Raw genomic sequence first — 17,049 nt, forward strand, 5'->3', positions numbered from 1 at the left:
CGGAGCTTATGACCACTCGCACGACCGCCGGCGCAGCCCATCTTGATACGTCCAGCAACCCGCCCTCGCTGCGGATTACCGGCGACTGGACGCTTGCCCATTACGCCAACCTGAAAAAGCTGTCGGACAAACTCGACGGCCAATACGACGCCGGCGCCCGCATCGACCTTAACGGCCTCGGTGCACTGGATACCGCCGGCGCGTCACTGCTGGTCGAGCTGCTGGGCCCCGACCGCATCGAGCACTCCGCCGAGCAGACCGATTGCAGCCTGTCGGCCGCCGACCGGGCGCTGCTCAAGACGGTCTACCGCTCCCTCAATGATTTTTGCGTCCCGCTCAAAGAGCCGGAAGAAAGCGCCGGCATCCAGGTGCTGGCCCGTATCGGCCGCGCGGTGGACACCGTCTGGCAAGACGCCAAGAAACTCCTGGGTTTTATTGGCCTGATCCTTGAGACCTTCGTCCGCGGGATGTTTCGACCCAAGCGCTGGCGCCTTACGCCGATGGTCGCCCATATCGAACAGACCGGTCTCGATGCCGCACCTATCGTGGCCCTCCTGACCTTTCTGGTGGGCGCGGTGGTGGCGTTTCTTGGCGCCACCGTGCTCAAGAGTTTTGGCGCAACGATTTTTACCGTGGACCTGGTGGCGTTCTCTTTCCTGCGCGAATTCGGCGTATTGCTCACCGCGATCCTGATCGCCGGCCGTACCGCCAGTGCGTTCACCGCGCAAATCGGCTCAATGAAGGCCAACGAAGAAATCGACGCCATCCGCACCCTGGGCCTGGACCCGATGGAGCTGCTGGTATTGCCGCGGGTTCTGGCGCTGCTGGTGGCGCTGCCGATGCTGACTTTCCTGGCGATGCTCTCGGGGATTGTCGGCGGCGGCGTGGTGTGTGCGGTGGCCCTGGATATTTCACCGGCGATGTTCCTCTCGCTGTTGCAATCGGACATTGGCGTGCAGCACTTTTTGGTGGGCATGGTGAAGGCGCCGATCTTCGCTTTCCTGATCGCGGCCATTGGTTGCCTGGAAGGCTTCAAGGTCAGCGGCAGCGCCGAATCAGTCGGCGCGCACACCACCTCCAGCGTGGTGCAATCGATTTTTGTGGTGATCGTGCTGGATGCGGTCGCCGCGATGTTCTTCATGGAGATGGGCTGGTGAGTCGTCTACACCGTGCGCCCACTGAGGCGGTGATTGAAGTGCGCGGCTTGTGCAACCGCTTTGGTAGCCAGAGCGTGCATGAAAACCTCGACCTGGATTTATACAAAGGCGAGATTCTGGCAGTGGTCGGCGGCTCCGGCAGCGGCAAGTCGGTGCTGCTGCGCAGCATCGTCGGCCTGCGTCGGCCCAGCGAAGGTGAGGTGCGGGTGTTCGGCAAGAATCTGCCCAGCCTGCCTGAGCACGAACGCTCGCTGGTGGAGCGGCGCTTTGGCGTGCTGTTCCAGAAGGGCGCGCTGTTTTCCTCGCTGACCGTTACCGAGAACGTTGCCCTGCCATTGATCGAACATGCCGGCCTCAGCCGCGCCGACGCCGAGCACTTGGCGGCAGTCAAGCTGGCCCTGGCCGGGCTACCCCTGTCGGCCGCCGACAAATACCCGGCTTCGTTGTCCGGCGGCATGATCAAGCGCGCGGCCCTGGCCCGTGCGCTGGCACTGGACCCGGACATCCTGTTTCTCGATGAACCCACCGCTGGCCTCGATCCGATTGGCGCAGCGCAGTTCGACCAACTGATCCTGACCCTGCGCGATGCGTTGGGCTTGAGCGTGTTCCTGGTCACCCACGACCTCGACACGCTGTACACCATCACCGACCGCGTGGCGGTGCTGGCGCAGAAGAAAGTGCTGGTGGCCGACGCCATCGATGTCGTCTCGGAAACGGACGACGCCTGGATTCACGAATATTTCCACGGCCCCCGGGGCCGCGCGGCATTGGATGCCGCTCAATCGCTCAACGAGGTATGACATGGAAACCCGAGCCCATCATGTGATGATCGGACTGTTCAGCGTAATTGTGGTGGTCGGCGCTATGCTCTTCGGCCTATGGCTGGCCAAATCCAGCGTCGACAGCGCCTTCCAGGATTACGAAGTGATCTTCAACGAAGCGGTCAGCGGCCTGTCCCAAGGCAGTGCGGTGCAGTACAGCGGGATCAAGGTAGGCGACGTCACCAGCCTGCGCCTGGACCCCAAAGACCCGCGTCGCGTCCTCGCCCGCATCCGCCTGGCCGGGCAGACGCCGATCAAGGAAGACACCCAGGCCAAGCTGGCGCTGACCGGCATCACCGGCACCTCGATCATCCAGCTCAGCGGCGGCACCCCGCAGAGCCCGGAACTCAAGGGCAAGAACGGCAACCTGCCGGAAATCATCGCCTCGCCATCGCCCATCGCGCGCCTGCTCAATAACAGCAACGACCTGATGACCAGCGTCAACCTGCTGCTGCACAACGCCAACCACATGTTCTCCCGGGAAAACGTCGAACGCTTGAGCAACACCCTGGATAACCTGCAACAAACCACCGGTGCCATCGCCGAGCAACGCGGCGACATCAAGGTGGTAATGCAGCAATTGATGCAGGTGAGCAAACAGGCGGGTGCCGCGCTGGAACAAACCACCGTGTTGATGCGCAGCGCCAATGGCCTGCTCAACGAGCAAGGCAAGCAAGCCTTCGGCAGCGCCGAGCAGGCGATGAAATCCCTGGAACAAAGCACCGCCACCATCAACAGCTTGCTGACCAACAACCAGGACTCGGTGAACAGCGGTATGCAGGGCCTCAACGAACTGGCGCCAGCGGTGCGTGAGCTGCGTGAAACCCTCGGTTCGCTGCGCGCCATCTCCCGTCGCCTGGAAGCCAACCCCAGCGGTTACCTGCTGGGCAGTGACAAGAACAAGGAGTTCACGCCATGAAGCGTGCTTACCTGATGATCGCCCCTGTGGCCCTGGCACTGCTCAGCGCCTGCTCGATTCTGCCCAAGCCTGACCCGTCAGACGTGTACCGCCTGGTGTCCACCCAACCAACCACCCAAGGCACGCCGGTGAGTTGGTCGCTGCGCGTAGCCAAACCCCAGACCAGCGAGTTTCTCGACAGTCCACGCATTGCCGTGGTGCCTGACGGCAACCTGATCAGCAGCTATGCGAACTCACGCTGGAGCGACCCGGCGCCGGTACTCTTACGCAACCGCCTGCTGGACGGCTTCCAACGCGATGGACGGGTAACGCTGCTGAGTACTGACGAGACCAACCTGCAAGCCGACTATGAGTTGGGCGGGCAGTTGCAGGCGTTTCAAAGTGAATACCGGGGTGACGCGGTGGAGGTGGTGATTCGCCTGGATGCGCGTTTGGTGCGCGGCAGCGATCAGCGGATTATTGCCAGCCGGCGGTTTGAGGTAAGGCAGCCGGTGGGTGATACCAAGGTGCCAGCGGTGGTGGCTGCTTTTGGCCAGGCCGGGGATCAGTTGAATAAGCAGGTGGTGGATTGGGTAGTGGCGCAGGGCAATACAGCACCTAGACGCTGAGGGCCTCATCGCAGGCAAGCCAGCTCCCACTTTTGATTGTATTCACAAATCAAAATGTGGGCTGGCTTGCCTGCAATGGCAATTTAAGCCTTAACCGAAAAACCAGTAGCACACCGCAATAGCCGCCACGACACCGGCAAACTCCGCCAGCAACGCACAACCGACGGCATGTCGAGCCCGCTGGATGCCCACCGAACCAAAGTACACCGCCAACACATAGAAGGTGGTCTCAGTACTGCCCTGTATTGTCGCCGCCACCAAGGCCGGGAAGCTGTCCACACCCTGGGTCTGCATGGTCTCGATCAGCATCGCCCGTGCCGCACTGCCGGAGAAAGGCTTGACCATCGCAGTCGGTAGCGCATCGACAAACCGTGTATCCATGCCCGTCCAGGCCACCACATGGCGAATCCCTTCCAGGCCGAAGTCCAACGCCCCCGAGGCCCGCAACACGCCCACCGCACACAGCATCGCCACCAGGTAGGGCAACAGGTTCTTGGCCACGTCGAAGCCTTCCTTGGCCCCTTCGACGAAGGCCTCGTACACCTTGACCTTGCGCAACGCGCCGATCACCAGAAACAGCATGATCAGGCCAAACAACGTGAGGTTGCCCAGGATCGAGGATAAACCGGCCAGCGCCGTGGCCGAGAGTGTCGCCAGCAGCGCCATGAAGCCGCCCAGCACCAACGCGCCAGGAATCAGATAAGCCAGCACCACCGGGTCCCACAACCGCAGGCGTTGCATCACCGCCACCGACAGCAGGCCCACCAGGGTCGATGCGCTGGTGGCCAGCAGGATCGGCAGGAACACCAGCGTCGGATCGGCGGCGCCTTGCTGGGCGCGGTACATGAAGATGGTCACCGGCAACAGGGTCAGCGAGGACGCATTGAGCACCAGGAACAGGATCTGCGCGTTGCTCGCCGTGTTGGGGATGGGGTTGAGTTCCTGCAAGGCCTTCATGGCTTTCAGGCCGATGGGCGTGGCGGCGTTGTCCAGGCCCAAACCGTTGGCGGCGAAGTTGAGGGTGATCAGGCCGATGGCAGGGTGACCGGCAGGCACTTCCGGCATCAGCCTTCGAAACAACGGGCCGAGCGCCTTGGCCAGCCAATCGACGATCCCGGCTTTTTCAGCGATGCGCAAAAAGCCCAGCCACAAGGTCAGGGTGCCGAACAGCAGCACCATGACTTCCACCGACAATTTGGCCATGGCGAAAATGCTTTCGACCATCGCCGCAAAAATCCCGGCGTTACCGCCCACCAGCCATTGCGCCAGTGCTGACACCATTGCCACGACAAAGAAGCCAAGCCACAGGCCATTTAGCATCAGTTGAATCCCCCGAAAGATGGGGCGAATGATAGCGGGGCTGACAGAAACGACAAACCCCGGAATTATCCGGGGTTCGTGTCAGCGCAATCGTGCTATCAGCCGCGAGTAGTCTCGCCGGCCGGCAACGCTTCCTTGCTGCGCCAGTGCGGCAGGGAGTTCCAGTAGCGCTCGCCCTTGGCGTCGTCGTACATGCCTTCCCAACGGGAGATGACCAATACGGCCAAGGCATTGCCGATCACGTTCAGTGCGGTACGCGCCATGTCCATCACACGGTCGACACCGGCGATAAACGCCAAGCCTTCCAGCGGGATGCCCACGCTGCCCAGGGTAGCCAGCAACACTACAAAGGACACACCCGGCACGCCGGCGATACCTTTGGAGGTAACCATCAGGGTCAGAACCAGCATCAGTTGCTGGCCGATCGACAGGTCAATGCCATACAGCTGGGCAATGAAGATTGCCGCGATGCTCTGGTACAGGGTCGAACCGTCGAGGTTGAACGAATAACCGGTCGGCACCACGAAGCTGCAGATCGCCTTCGGCGCGCCGTAGGCTTCCATCTTCTCGATCACCCGGGGCAGCACAGTTTCGGAACTGGCGGTGGAGTAAGCCAGTACCAGCTCATCCTTGAAGATGCGCATCACTTTCAGGATCGAGAAGCCAAACAGACGGGCGATCAGGCCCAGTACCGCGAAGGCGAAGAACAGAATGGCGACGTAAACCAGGATCACCAGCTTGGCCAGCGGCAGCAGGGAGGCAAAGCCGAAGTTGGCGACGGTCACCGCGATCAGGGCAAACACGCCGATAGGGGCGTACTTCATGATCATGTGAGTGACTTTGAACATGCTCTCGGACACGCCCTGGAACATGGTCACCAGCGGCTCGCGCAGCTCAGGCTTGAGGCTCGACAAGCCCAGGCCGAACAGCACCGAGAAGAAGATGATCGGCAGCATTTCACCACGGGCAACCGCCGCGAAGATGTTCGATGGGATCAGGTTGAGGATGGTTTCGATGAACGCATGTTCATGCTGCACCTCGGCGGCGGTGGCCTGGTACTTGGAGATGTCGACGGTACCCAGGGTACTCATGTCGATGCCGGCGCCCGGGTGGAACAGGTTGGCCAGCAGCAGGCCAACCACGATGGCGATGGTAGTGACCACTTCGAAGTAAAGGATGGTTTTGACGCCGATGCGACCGAGCTTTTTCGCGTCGCCCACACCGGCAATGCCGACGATCAGCGAGGAAATCACAATCGGGATCACGATCATCTTGATCAGGCGGATAAAGATATCGCCTGCCGGCTGCAATACATTGCTGATCCACCAGGCCTTTTCAGCACTGAAATGGTTGAGCACTGCACCGATTGCGATCCCCAGTACCAAACCGATGAGGATCTGCCAGGCGAGGCTTAGCTTTGCCTTCTTCATGTCATTACCCTTACTTCAAGTGGACTTATGGCAAATGCGCCAGCTGCAACGCTCGAAAGCGAAAAAGTGTGTGCATCAGCCTCCATGGAAGGTCACCGCAGCGTGGCCGAAATGGCTTACTGGTAGGCGAAAAAAGGCGCAACTATTCCCATGCAAGGGAGCGACGTCTAATGCCGTAAACGCCTACCCTATGCCGAATCGGCATGGCTTTTTTTGAAAATAATTGTCCAAACGGTCAGTTCGAATACGCCATTCAGGCGGGTGAATATGCCGTGAGGCGGCCAAATCAGGCTCGCTCAGTGATACTGAACGACTTGCAACGTTTGGCAGAAATGCGTGAGAAATCCATCACCTAGCACCGGAAATGTCCTATGGCGCGTCTGAAAATTTCTCGATAGATGGTCGCGTCGACATACCCGGTAATGGTTGGCGAGAGGCAAAAAGCAAAATTGCGACTATGAGAGGCATAAAGCGAGAGCCATGAAGCGAGAGCCAAGCGCGGGCATGAGAGTCATAAGCCCGCCGCAAGTTCAGCAAGCTTGAGGACTTGTGAACTTGCGTCGCAGCTTTTCGCCTGACCCGGCCCTTTCGCAGGCACTCCCTGTACCCGTAGGTCACGCCGATCTTGATCGATCAGAGCAACCCGGCCCCCTGGTCATGCACCACCCTTGGCGAGTGATGCAAACAGAAAGAAGCGCAGGGGCTTCTTTCTATGGACGCTGGCTCCGTCTCAGACGGAACCTAGTACCAATTCGGATCTTTCTTCAGTTGTTCCATCAACAGCTTTTGCATGCCTTCATCCGGCTTACCGAGGAAACGGTAATCGGCATGCCGTGTCGGGGACTTGTCGGCCGGCAAACCGGCTGGGACTTCCACCAACATCGCGTAGGCATCTTCCTTATCGAAACTGAAGGCCACGATCAAACGCTTGCTCCGGCAGGTATCCGCGGTTTCACACAGCGGCCCGACCAAGTACTTGTCGCCATCTTCCTCGACAGCGTTCATTTGCTCAGCGGTGCCGGACAGGTTCATCACCCATTCCGGCAGACGCTCTTCTTTCTTCACTACGCCCTGCCAGGTTTCACGGTATTGCGGATCCGAATTGAGCAATTCGTTCGCCCGGGATTGCCCGTCATTGGCGGCCATCGCCAGGCTGCTGCCGCCCAAGAGCAGGGCGGCAGCAATGGCTTTAAAAGGCAGAGTGGTCATATTCAACCTCGGCCTTTACGACCAAAGAAGAACGAAGCAATGAACATCACCAGGAAGACGACAAACAGGATCTTGGCGATGCCGGTGGCGGTGCCAGCGATACCACCGAAGCCCAGGACTGCAGCGACAATGGCGATGATCAGAAATGTGATTGCCCAACTCAACATGGTGATTCTCCTTATGCTTCTATAGGGGTAACAGCGGTAGTGCCGTGCAGTCGCTCAACACAAGCGACTTGTTCTTGCCTAGAACACCCAGCGCTCTTGAGCAGGCAGTTCGTCCAGAGTGGAATCCTGATCGACCAAGCTCAATTGCGGGGCAGTTACATTAGCGCTGGCGCTGCCAATGGAACGGAAATGGGTCTGGGTCATCACCGGACGCTCAAATTGCGGGGCTGGCTGCTCACTCTGCTGCCAGTGCTGCATCTGCTGGCCGGCAATCAACGTGACCATCAAGGCCAGGCTGGCAAACAGGCCCTGCTGCATACGCAGCGGCGATACACGCAATTGGCTGAGGCTTTGGCGAGTCATGCTGCTGTTCTCCCGCATTCTGATTATTCGTTCATGACACTCTTGGGAGGGATATTGCAGACTGCGTGCCAGCTTTATTGCAAAATAAAACACAATAAAATCAATAGGTTATGTGACATGCAAGGATGTTGCACCCAGCATCCTGCACGATGCCTCTTTAGATGCCGTGCGAAATGCACGATGGCCAGTGGTCGGGTCAGGGGATCGAAAGCGCACGCTCAGTTGCCGAAGTCGCGATAACGCACAAAAAGGCTATCAGCCGGCGCTTTGTAGGAAGGCGTGTAGATACCTACACGAAGATGCCTTTTATGAATCAGAATAAACCATGCAACTTGCCCGATTATTCCGGGACTAAACACCATCTTATTTAATAGTTAAGGAGCGCGGGACAGATGGATTCAGCCAAGGAGCTTCAAGGCCGCATTCTTTTAGTGGATGACGAATCCGCAATCCTCCGCACGTTCCGTTATTGCCTGGAAGACGAGGGCTACACCGTTGCCACCGCCAACAGCGCCGCCCAGGCCGATGCCCTGATGCAGCGCCAGGTGTTTGACCTGTGCTTTCTGGACTTGCGCCTGGGCGAGGACAACGGCCTGGATGTACTCGCGCAGATGCGTATCCAGGCTCCGTGGATGCGTGTGGTGATCGTCACGGCCCACTCCGCCGTGGATACCGCCGTGGACGCAATCCAGGCCGGTGCCGCCGACTACCTGGTCAAACCTTGCAGTCCGGACCAATTGCGCCTGGCCACCGCCAAGCAACTGGAAGTACGCCAGCTCTCTGCGCGACTGGAGGCCCTGGAAGGCGCAGTGCGCCAGCCCAAGGATGGCCTCGACTCTCACAGCCCCTCGATGATGGTGGTACTGGAAACTGCGCGCCAGGTGGCCGGGACCGATGCAAACATCTTGATCCTTGGCGAGTCCGGCACCGGTAAAGGTGAGCTGGCCCGTGCCATTCACGGCTGGAGCAAACGCTCCAAGAAGTCTTGCGTGACCATCAACTGCCCGTCACTGACCGCCGAGCTGATGGAGAGCGAACTGTTCGGCCATAGTCGCGGCGCGTTCACCGGCGCCAGTGAAAGCACCTTGGGACGCGTTAACCAGGCTGACGGCGGCACGTTGTTTCTCGACGAGATCGGCGATTTTCCCCTCACGTTGCAACCAAAGCTGCTGCGCTTCATTCAGGATAAGGAATATGAGCGTGTGGGCGACCCAGTCACCCGCCGCGCCGACGTGCGCATCCTCGCCGCCACCAACCTGAACCTGGAAGACATGGTGCGCGACGGCCGCTTCCGGGAAGACTTGCTGTACCGCCTCAATGTCATCACCCTGCACCTGCCGCCGCTGCGCGAACGCAGTGAAGACATCCTTACCCTGGCTGACCGCTTCCTGGCACGCTTCGTCAAGGAATACGCCCGCCCCGCGCGCGGATTCAGTGATCAGGCCCGTGAAGCGCTGCTCAACTATCGCTGGCCCGGCAACATTCGCGAGCTGCGTAACGTAGTGGAGCGCGCCAGCATCATCTGCCCTCAGGAGAAGGTAGAGATCAGCCATTTGGGGATGGCTGAGCAACCGACCAACAACGCGCCCCGTATCGGCGCGGCGTTGAGCCTGGACGAGCTGGAAAAAGCCCATATCGGCGCCGTGCTCGCCACCAGTGACACGCTGGATCAAGCAGCCCGCACCCTCGGCATCGACGCGTCGACCCTGTACCGCAAACGCAAACAGTACAACCTGTGAGCAGGACCTTATGAAGCTCGCGATGAAACTGCGCACTCGGTTATTTCTGAGCATTTCAGCGCTGATCACCGTGGCCTTGCTGGGATTGATCCTGGGCCTGGTCAGCGTCATGCAAATGGCCAAGACCCAGGAATCGCTGATTCGCAGTAACTTCATCACCCTGGATCTGGGACTCAAATTGCGTCAGAGCCTGGGCGACCAGCTGATCATGATGCTGGAGAAACGACCCGACCCTGAGGCCCTGAGGGCCTCCAAGCAGCATTATTTCGACCTGCTGGACCAAGGCGTTGCCCATGAGCAGTCGATCGGTAAAAGCCATGGCTTTGGCCAGGCCCGCTCCGACTACCAGAACCTGCTCGAAGCGTTCGACCAATCCCAGCAGGAAACACCGCCGCCGGGCAGCAAGGAAAAAATCACTGAAACCTTCAACATACTGCGCAACGGACTGATTGCCGATCACAAGCAGGCACTGGAGAACATCAGCGCCAGCGAGCACAAGTCCCGTGAGCGCGCGTTATTGATTGCAGGGCTGCTCGGGTTGGTGGGCCTCGCAGTGTTGATCATTGGCTTTGTCACGGCCCATGGCATCGCGCGGCGTTTTGGCGGACCGATCGAGGCACTGGCCAAAGCCGCCGACAAGATCGGACAGGGCGATTTTGAAGTGACGCTGCCTATCTCCTCAGCAGCGGAAATGAATCAGCTGACCCGCCGTTTCGGCATCATGGCCGAAGCATTGCGCCAGCATCAGGCCACCAATGTCGATGAACTGCTGGCCGGCCAACAGCGCCTGCAAGCCGTGCTCGACAGTATTGATGACGGCCTGCTGATGATTGATCGGCAGGGCTGCCTGGAGCACCTCAACCCGGTAGCCCAGCGCCAGCTCGGCTGGGACGAGGAGAGACTTGGCCAAGGCCTGGGCGAAGCCCTGGGTCGTGCAGAGATGGATGAACAACTGCAACTGGTGCTGCGCGGCGGCAACCTGGAGCGGGCGCCGGATGATCTGGAAGTGGAGGTCGAGGGCGAACTGCGCCTGCTGACCTACAGCCTGACCCCTGTGAGCCATACACAGGGCCATATTCTGGGGGCTGTGATGGTGCTGCATGACGTCACCGAACAGCGCGCCTTCGAACGAGTGCGTAGCGAGTTCGTGTTACGCGCCTCTCATGAGCTGCGCACGCCGGTGACAGGCATGCACATGGCCTTCGGCCTGTTTCGCGAGCGAGCCAAGTTCCCGGCCGACTCCCGTGAAGCGGACCTGCTGGATACGGTCAACGAAGAAATGCAGCGCCTGATGCAGTTGATCAACGACTTGCTCAACTTCTCGCGCTACCAGAACGGCCTGCAAAAACTCACCCTGGGGGCCTGCGATGTGACCGACCTGCTGGAACACGCACGGGCGCGATTTACCGAACCCGCCAATGCGCAGCACATTGAGTTGCTGGTGGAAGCCCAGCCGGAGTTGCCGCGACTGTATGCCGACCAGGTGCAACTGGAGCGCGTGCTCGACAATTTGCTCGGCAACGCGTTGCGCCACACCGCCGAAGGCGGGCAGATTCGCCTGCAGGCACGGCGTCATGGCGAGCGTGTGATTATCAGCGTTGAAGACAACGGCGAAGGTATTGCCTATGGCCAGCAAGGGCGGATCTTCGAGCCCTTTGTGCAGGTGGGTCGCAAGAAAGGCGGCGCAGGCCTGGGGCTGGCCCTGTGCAAGGAGATCGTGCAGTTGCACGGCGGCCGCATGGGCGTGTATTCACGACCAGGGCAGGGTACGCAGTTCTATATGGCATTACCGTTGTAGGAGCGAGCTTGCTCGCTCCTACCTATACACAATCAGCGCTGGTTCAAGGCCCGCAGGATCGCAGCACTTTCAGCGTCCGGAGTGCCATCAAACAATGAAGGGCGGAAGCGCATCTGGAAGGCGGCGATCACGTGCCGCGTGGCCACGTCCAGCTCCCCGGTCTGCGGCGTCTGATAGCCCAGGCGAGCGAGCTCTTCCTGGAACCAGGTGATGCTCGGCAGCTGAGCGCCGTACTGCACCTGGAACCGGGCCACGGCCTGTGCATCCGGCCAGACGGCCAGACCTTCTGCGGCCAGACGCTTCCAGGAAAACAGTGGCCCTGGGTCCAGCTTGCGCAGTGGGGCAATGTCGCTATGCCCGATGATGTTCTTGGGGTCGATACCGTTACGCTTGCTGATGTCCTTGAGCAGCACAATCAGCGACTGCACCTGCGCTTCGGAATACGGGTACCACACGCGCCCTGTCGGCGTATCGCGGAACCCAGGGTTGACGATCTCGATGCCGATGGAGCTGGAATTGAGCCAGGTGCGCCCCATCCACTCGCTTTCCCCCGCGTGCCAGGCACGCTGGCTTTCATCCACCAGCTTGTAGATGGTGCCTGAGGCGTCATCGCCGATCAGGTAATGGCTGCTCACCTGGCCATGGGTCAGCAACGCCAGCGAGCGCTCAAGGTTGGTAGAGGTGTAATGCACGACAACGAACTGCACGCGGTTGTCGTGGTTCACCGAAGGGTGGCTGGTATTCAGCCGCGGGCCGCTGGCGCAACCGGCGAGCAGGAGAAACACAAAAGCGATAGACAAGGATTTCATGGCAGGAGCAGTACACTGAGAGACGATAATGCAACAGTGTAACGTAACGTAATTAGCCCGGCGGTCAAATTACAAAATGGAACATTTTTTATGCCACCTGCACTTGATTGCGTCCCGCTGCCTTGGCCCTGTAAAGCGCTTCATCGGCTCGCTTGAGGGCCAAGTCGCTACGCTCGCCAGGTTGAAACTGCGCTACGCCCATGGACACCGTGATCGTCACCGGCTCGCCCTTGAAGTGGAACGGGCATGCCTCGATGGCCGCGCGCAATACTTGAGCGACAGCCAAGGCATCCGCCAAGGCTGAGTCGGGCATCAGCAGCACAAACTCCTCACCGCCGAAACGCGCGATGAAGTCGGTGGGCCGCAGGCGCTTGCTCAGCACGTTGGCGATGATCTTGAGCACCTTGTCACCCGCCAGATGACCGTAGCCATCATTGATGCGCTTGAAATGATCCAGGTCGAGCATCGCCAGCGACAGGCTGTTGCCGCGTTGATGCCAGGCGTTGACCTCGTGATCAAGGCGTTCGCTCCACGCTGCCCGGTTGGGCAGGCCGGTTAGCGGATCGAGCAAGGCCTTCTGGCGCTGTACTTCCAGGTGCTCACGGTAGCCCTGGGCTTCCTGCTCCATGTTGGCCACCCGCTCAGCCAGGGTTTTGAGGCGCGCCGCCACTTCCTGCTCACGTTGATCACGCTGCTGCTGATGCTCGTCCATGGTCCCGAGCAAGCCTTCGAGATGGCTTTCGAGTACCTGCTTGAGGCTGCTCAGATCGGCGGCTTCCTGCACGCTGCTTTGCAACCCGTCGACCTGTTCACGAATCTGCGTATCCAGCTCCCGCGCGGCCAGGCTGCTATCGGCGTGGCCCTCGCTGGCAACCTGCAGGTGGCCCTGAAATGCCTCAAGGCGCTCGTTGAGTTGCTTGAGATAAGCCTCGAACTCATGCTGGCCACTGTCGGTGATCGCCAGCATCAGCACCGCCAGGTCATCCAGGATCGGGATCAGCTCGTACCAATTCAAGCCGTGGGCAAGCCGCTCGCGCATGGCTTCGGCCTGGGGCCGGTGACGTTCAGGCAGGGACAGATCTTCCAACAGGCCCAGTAACGTATCTTCAATGTGCTTGGCCACCGAGCTGTAGGACGGCTCAGGCGAGTCGGGCAGGGCGTATATCCCATCGGACTGCAGTTCGTCGGGCTCGGGAATTTCCAGCACCGGCGGGAGAGACAGGCTACCTATGCTGGTTTGATCCGGCGCGTCGACTTCAACCTGCGGCGCTTCAATAAAGGCGGCGAGCGCGCTTTCAGGGGCCGGCTCTTCTATCGGCGGCTCAGGGGCCTGCACAGGTGAAGCAATCGGGGCTGCAGAAGGCGGTGCCTCGAATGCGAAGGTGTCGCGAGCCGCTTCCACCGGGGCCGGCGCTACCAGTTCCGATGCGGGAGCGAGCGGCGTTTGTGGTTGCGGTGCAAAGGCACGCAAGGCCTGGGTCAACTCTTCGGACTGTACGGGCTCCTGCGGCTCGGGCGAAGGTGGCGGCGCAGCGGGCTTTGACGGCGCCACCTGCGCGGTGGGCAGTGGCGCAGCGTCAACCTGCGGCGCTTCACTCGATGCCTCCTTACTGCCAAACAGGCGCTGCAGCAGCCCAGGACCCACGCGTGAGGCTTCGCTTTCAGGCTCCAGATTATTCAGCGCCTGCCCTTGCAGGCTGCTTAGCTCACTGAGCAACAGCGGTATCTCCCGCGCCTGGCCGACGCGGCTATCGAGCTGTTTGGCAAAGGCCTTCAGCGGGCGGGCCACCTCGCGGGGCAACGCAAGCCTTTGCAACTGGGAAACCAGGGCCGTGAGTGCGGTGCTGATCTGGTCAACCCGGGTTTCGCGGCGCTGCTCGGAATCCAGCACAGCCTTTTCCAGGCGCGGCAACAGCGCGGCGAGGGCTGCGTCCATGTCGTCCGTGCGCACTACATCACGCATTTCTTTCATGCATTGATCAACAGCGCGGTCGGTCCCTTCAGCCGCCAGCGTGCTGCGCACCAGGCCGCGGCGCAGCAGGTCGAGGCGGGCGGCCCAGCGGCGTTCGAGCTTGTCTTGTTGCTCGATGCTCTTGAGGTATTTCTCTTTCCAGCGCTGGGCGTCGTCGCTCATGCAAGAGGTCCGCGAGGGCCTGGGCTCAACGCGGGTAATGCATCAGCGGTAAGCGAACCCGGCAGACGAATCTCTACCGCGACGGGCAGGTGATCGGAAATGGGCTGCGCCAGCACTCGCACACTTTCCAGTGTAAGGCTCGGGCTGAGCAGGATGTGGTCAAGGCAGCGCTGCGGGCGCCAGCTGGGAAATGTGGCTTCGACTTGCGGGGCCAACAGGCCCAGGTCGCGCAGCGGGGAATTCTGCAACAGGTCGTTGGCATGGGTGTTCATGTCCCCCATCAACACCTGGTGCTTGTAGTTACCAATCAGGTCACGCACATAGGCAAGCTGCAGGTTGCGGGTACGTCCGCCGAGTGCCAGGTGCATCATCACCACCACCAAGGCGTCAGGGCCTTCACCGAAACGCACGAGGATCGCACCGCGACCTTTCGGACCCGGCAGCGGGTGATCCTCGATGGCGGTCGGCTTCAAGCGGCTGAGCACACCATTACTGTGCTGTGCCAGGCGCCCCAGGTTGCGGTTGAGCTGCTGATACCAGTACGGAAACGCGCCGAGCTGGGCAAGATGCTCCACCTGGTTGATGTAGCCCGAGCGCAGGCTACCGCCGTCAGCCTCCTGCAAGGCGACCAGGTCGAAGTCGCTGAGCAGGTCGCCGATCTTCTGCAGGTTACCGGTACGCCCCTTGTGCGGTAGAACGTGCTGCCAGCCACGGGTGAGGTAGTGCCGGTATTTCTCGGTACTGTTGCCCACCTGAATGTTGAAGCTGAGCAGGCGCAAGCGGCTGTCTGCCGGCAGGCCCGTGGCTTGCAGGTGGTGTTCGTTGACCTGCGGCTCGTGCAGGCCAACGACGCGTTCGGTACCCCAACGGCGCATGGCGGGCCCCTTACTTGGCTGCGCGTTCTTTGGCGATCAGTTGGTCGGCAACATTGAGGACCGCTTCAGGACCACCGGCAGTGCCCAGGTCGAAACGATACTTGCCGTTGACGATCAGGGTTGGAACGCCTTGCACACCGTACTTCTGCGCGAGCTCCTTGGCCTGCTTGATCTGGCCCTGGATGGCGAAGGAATTGAATGTTGCCAGGAACTTGTCCTTGTCCACGCCCTGGGTGGCGACGAAGTCAGCCATTTCTTCCGGCTTGGTCAGGCGCTTGCCCTGTTTCTGGATCGCTTCGAAGACGGCGTTGTGTACTTTGTGTTCCACGCCCATGGCTTCGAGCGTCAGGAACAGTTGGCCGTGGGCATCCCATGGGCCACCAAACATGGCGGGAAGGCGACGGAAGTTAACGTCCTTGGGCAGCTTTTCAACCCATGGGTTGATGGTCGGCTCAAAAGCGTAGCAATGCGGGCAGCCATACCAGAACAGCTCCACCACTTCGATTTTGCCGGGTACCGACACCGGTACAGGGTTAGCCAATTCAACGTAGGTTTTACCGGCTTCAAGCGGCACATCGGCTGCTTGCGCGGTCATGCCGAAGAGGCTGGCAGTGACGAGAGCGGCGCTGAGGATCAGATTACGCATGCTTTACTCCTGGACAAATAAAGTCGCCTCACGCGACCTTTGTTGTGACAGGTCTACGCGGGCATGAGTTCGTTAGTGTAACGGCAGCGGCCACAAAAAAGGGCGGCCTGAGCCACCCTTTTATGCTTGCATCGCGGGATTAATCGAGTGTTAACGTTGCGTGCAACTTAATGCAGGCCCTGGATGTAACTGGAGACGGCTGCAATGTCTTCGTCACTCAGCTTGCGAGCGATGGTGCGCATGATTGCGGCGTCGCCATCATTCGCTCGTCCGGCCTCTTCCTTACGGAAATCGGTCAGCTGTTTGGCGATATAGGTAGCATGCTGGCCACTCAGGTGCGGGAAGCCAGCGGCGGCGATGCCAGCGCCATTTGGCGAGTGGCAACCGGTGCAGGCAGGCAAGCCTTTTTCCAGGTCACCGCCACGGAACAGCTTTTCTCCGCGAGCGACCAATTTAGGATCAGCAGCTCCCACACTGCCTTTCTGGCTGGCAAAATACGCCGCGAGGTCCGCCAGGTCCTGATCGTTGAGATTGGTCAGCATGCCGGTCATTTCCAGCACTGTGCGCTTGCCGTCCTTGATGTCGTGCATCTGCTTGCTCAGGTAACGTTCACCCTGGCCGGCCAGTTTGGGAAAGTTCGGCGCCGGGCTGTTGCCATCCGGCCCGTGGCAGGCACCACATACGGCGGCTTTCGCTTGACCGGCAGTGGCATCACCTTTGACGGGGCCCTCTGCAGCGACGGCAGCGCCTGTGATGCCCAAGGTCAACAGCAGACTCACGATCAGTTTGTTCATCAGCTAATCCAACTACGGCTAAGGGTTTAAGAGTTATCTACCGGGTTTACTCACCGCCAACTCAATGACGGCCTGGTAATCCTCAGTACTGCAGTCCATGCACAAACCACGCGGCGGCATTGCCTTGAAACCCTGGGTCACGCGCTGCATCAGCGCGACCACACAAACTCGGTTGTACAGCGCTTGTGGATCCTGTGTAGCCTGAGCGCCGTAAAGCGGGTTCAGGACACCAAAAGCGGCAACCATTGAGGCCATACATC

Annotated in this window: 16 protein-coding genes; 6 read left to right on the forward strand and 10 right to left on the reverse strand. The window is 60.2% G+C overall.

The window, feature by feature from the left end:
- Positions 1-8 precede the first annotated feature (8 nt).
- Genes TK42_RS09130 through TK42_RS09145 form a run of 4 tightly spaced genes read left to right on the forward strand, consistent with a single transcriptional unit; the run spans position 9 to position 3,505 of the window.
- Positions 9-1,157: an ABC transporter permease gene (locus TK42_RS09130; protein WP_103734066.1), complete on the forward strand. Its 1,149-nt coding sequence runs from the start codon at positions 9-11 to the stop codon at positions 1,155-1,157.
- Positions 1,154-1,957, forward strand: a complete 804-nt coding sequence (locus tag TK42_RS09135) for an ABC transporter ATP-binding protein (protein WP_014716351.1) — start codon at positions 1,154-1,156, stop codon at positions 1,955-1,957. Before TK42_RS09130 ends, TK42_RS09135 begins: the two co-directional genes overlap by 4 nt.
- A gap of 1 nt (position 1,958) precedes the next feature.
- Complete coding sequence (locus tag TK42_RS09140) at positions 1,959-2,897, forward strand: MlaD family protein (RefSeq protein ID WP_005783479.1); 939 nt, start codon at positions 1,959-1,961, stop codon at positions 2,895-2,897.
- A complete protein-coding gene (locus TK42_RS09145; protein WP_103734067.1) occupies positions 2,894-3,505 on the forward strand; it encodes an ABC-type transport auxiliary lipoprotein family protein in 612 nt (203 codons plus the stop codon). Before TK42_RS09140 ends, TK42_RS09145 begins: the two co-directional genes overlap by 4 nt.
- A 90-nt stretch (positions 3,506-3,595) precedes the next feature.
- Here the strand turns inward: TK42_RS09145 and TK42_RS09150 are convergent, their stop codons facing one another.
- The 5 genes from TK42_RS09150 to TK42_RS09170 all read right to left on the reverse strand — a co-directional run bounded on the left by TK42_RS09150 (position 3,596) and on the right by TK42_RS09170 (position 7,994).
- Positions 3,596-4,825 (reverse strand): nucleoside recognition domain-containing protein, encoded by a 1,230-nt coding sequence (locus TK42_RS09150; protein ID WP_005783476.1) that lies wholly within the window; start codon positions 4,823-4,825, stop codon positions 3,596-3,598.
- Positions 4,826-4,923: 98 nt separating this feature from the next.
- Entirely contained in the window at positions 4,924-6,255 is a 1,332-nt protein-coding gene (gene gltP / locus TK42_RS09155) for a glutamate/aspartate:proton symporter GltP (protein ID WP_005783475.1), read from the reverse strand.
- A 741-nt stretch (positions 6,256-6,996) separates the two neighbouring features.
- Positions 6,997-7,464, reverse strand: coding sequence for an inhibitor of vertebrate lysozyme family protein (locus tag TK42_RS09160; protein ID WP_103734068.1), 468 nt, complete (start codon positions 7,462-7,464; stop codon positions 6,997-6,999).
- Positions 7,465-7,466: 2 nt separating this feature from the next.
- Positions 7,467-7,631: a DUF1328 domain-containing protein gene (locus TK42_RS09165; RefSeq protein ID WP_003187386.1), complete on the reverse strand. Its 165-nt coding sequence runs from the start codon at positions 7,629-7,631 to the stop codon at positions 7,467-7,469.
- 78 nt (positions 7,632-7,709) lie between these two features.
- A complete protein-coding gene (locus TK42_RS09170) occupies positions 7,710-7,994 on the reverse strand; it encodes a hypothetical protein (RefSeq protein ID WP_005783470.1) in 285 nt (94 codons plus the stop codon).
- A 392-nt stretch (positions 7,995-8,386) separates the two neighbouring features.
- On the opposite strand from TK42_RS09170, the gene algB reads away from it, so the two are divergent.
- Both algB and TK42_RS09180 read left to right on the forward strand, forming a co-directional pair.
- Positions 8,387-9,733, forward strand: a complete 1,347-nt coding sequence (algB, locus tag TK42_RS09175; protein WP_032878543.1) for a sigma-54-dependent response regulator transcription factor AlgB — start codon at positions 8,387-8,389, stop codon at positions 9,731-9,733.
- Between the two features lie 10 nt (positions 9,734-9,743).
- Positions 9,744-11,531, forward strand: a complete 1,788-nt coding sequence (locus tag TK42_RS09180) for an ATP-binding protein (RefSeq protein WP_078822725.1) — start codon at positions 9,744-9,746, stop codon at positions 11,529-11,531.
- Positions 11,532-11,563: 32 nt separating this feature from the next.
- Here the strand turns inward: TK42_RS09180 and TK42_RS09185 are convergent, their stop codons facing one another.
- The 5 genes from TK42_RS09185 to TK42_RS09205 all read right to left on the reverse strand — a co-directional run bounded on the left by TK42_RS09185 (position 11,564) and on the right by TK42_RS09205 (position 16,789).
- Positions 11,564-12,340, reverse strand: coding sequence for an N-acetylmuramoyl-L-alanine amidase (locus TK42_RS09185; protein WP_103734069.1), 777 nt, complete (start codon positions 12,338-12,340; stop codon positions 11,564-11,566).
- An 88-nt stretch (positions 12,341-12,428) separates the two neighbouring features.
- The gene (locus tag TK42_RS09190) at positions 12,429-14,474 is read right to left on the reverse strand and encodes a GGDEF domain-containing protein (RefSeq protein ID WP_103734070.1); all 2,046 of its coding nucleotides are present in this window, start codon (positions 14,472-14,474) and stop codon (positions 12,429-12,431) included.
- Positions 14,471-15,349 (reverse strand): endonuclease/exonuclease/phosphatase family protein, encoded by an 879-nt coding sequence (locus TK42_RS09195; protein ID WP_103734071.1) that lies wholly within the window; start codon positions 15,347-15,349, stop codon positions 14,471-14,473. Before TK42_RS09195 ends, TK42_RS09190 begins: the two co-directional genes overlap by 4 nt.
- Before the next feature lie 10 nt (positions 15,350-15,359).
- On the reverse strand, positions 15,360-15,995 hold the full coding sequence (gene dsbA, locus TK42_RS09200) for a thiol:disulfide interchange protein DsbA (protein WP_103734072.1): 636 nt from the start codon (positions 15,993-15,995) through the stop codon (positions 15,360-15,362).
- Positions 15,996-16,162: 167 nt separating this feature from the next.
- Positions 16,163-16,789, reverse strand: coding sequence for a cytochrome c4 (locus TK42_RS09205; protein ID WP_032878549.1), 627 nt, complete (start codon positions 16,787-16,789; stop codon positions 16,163-16,165).
- Positions 16,790-17,049 lie beyond the last annotated feature (260 nt).

This window comes from Pseudomonas sp. GZJR-8 (genome assembly GCF_002916705.1).
GTDB classification, from domain to species: Bacteria; Pseudomonadota; Gammaproteobacteria; order Pseudomonadales; family Pseudomonadaceae; genus Aquipseudomonas; species Aquipseudomonas synxantha_A.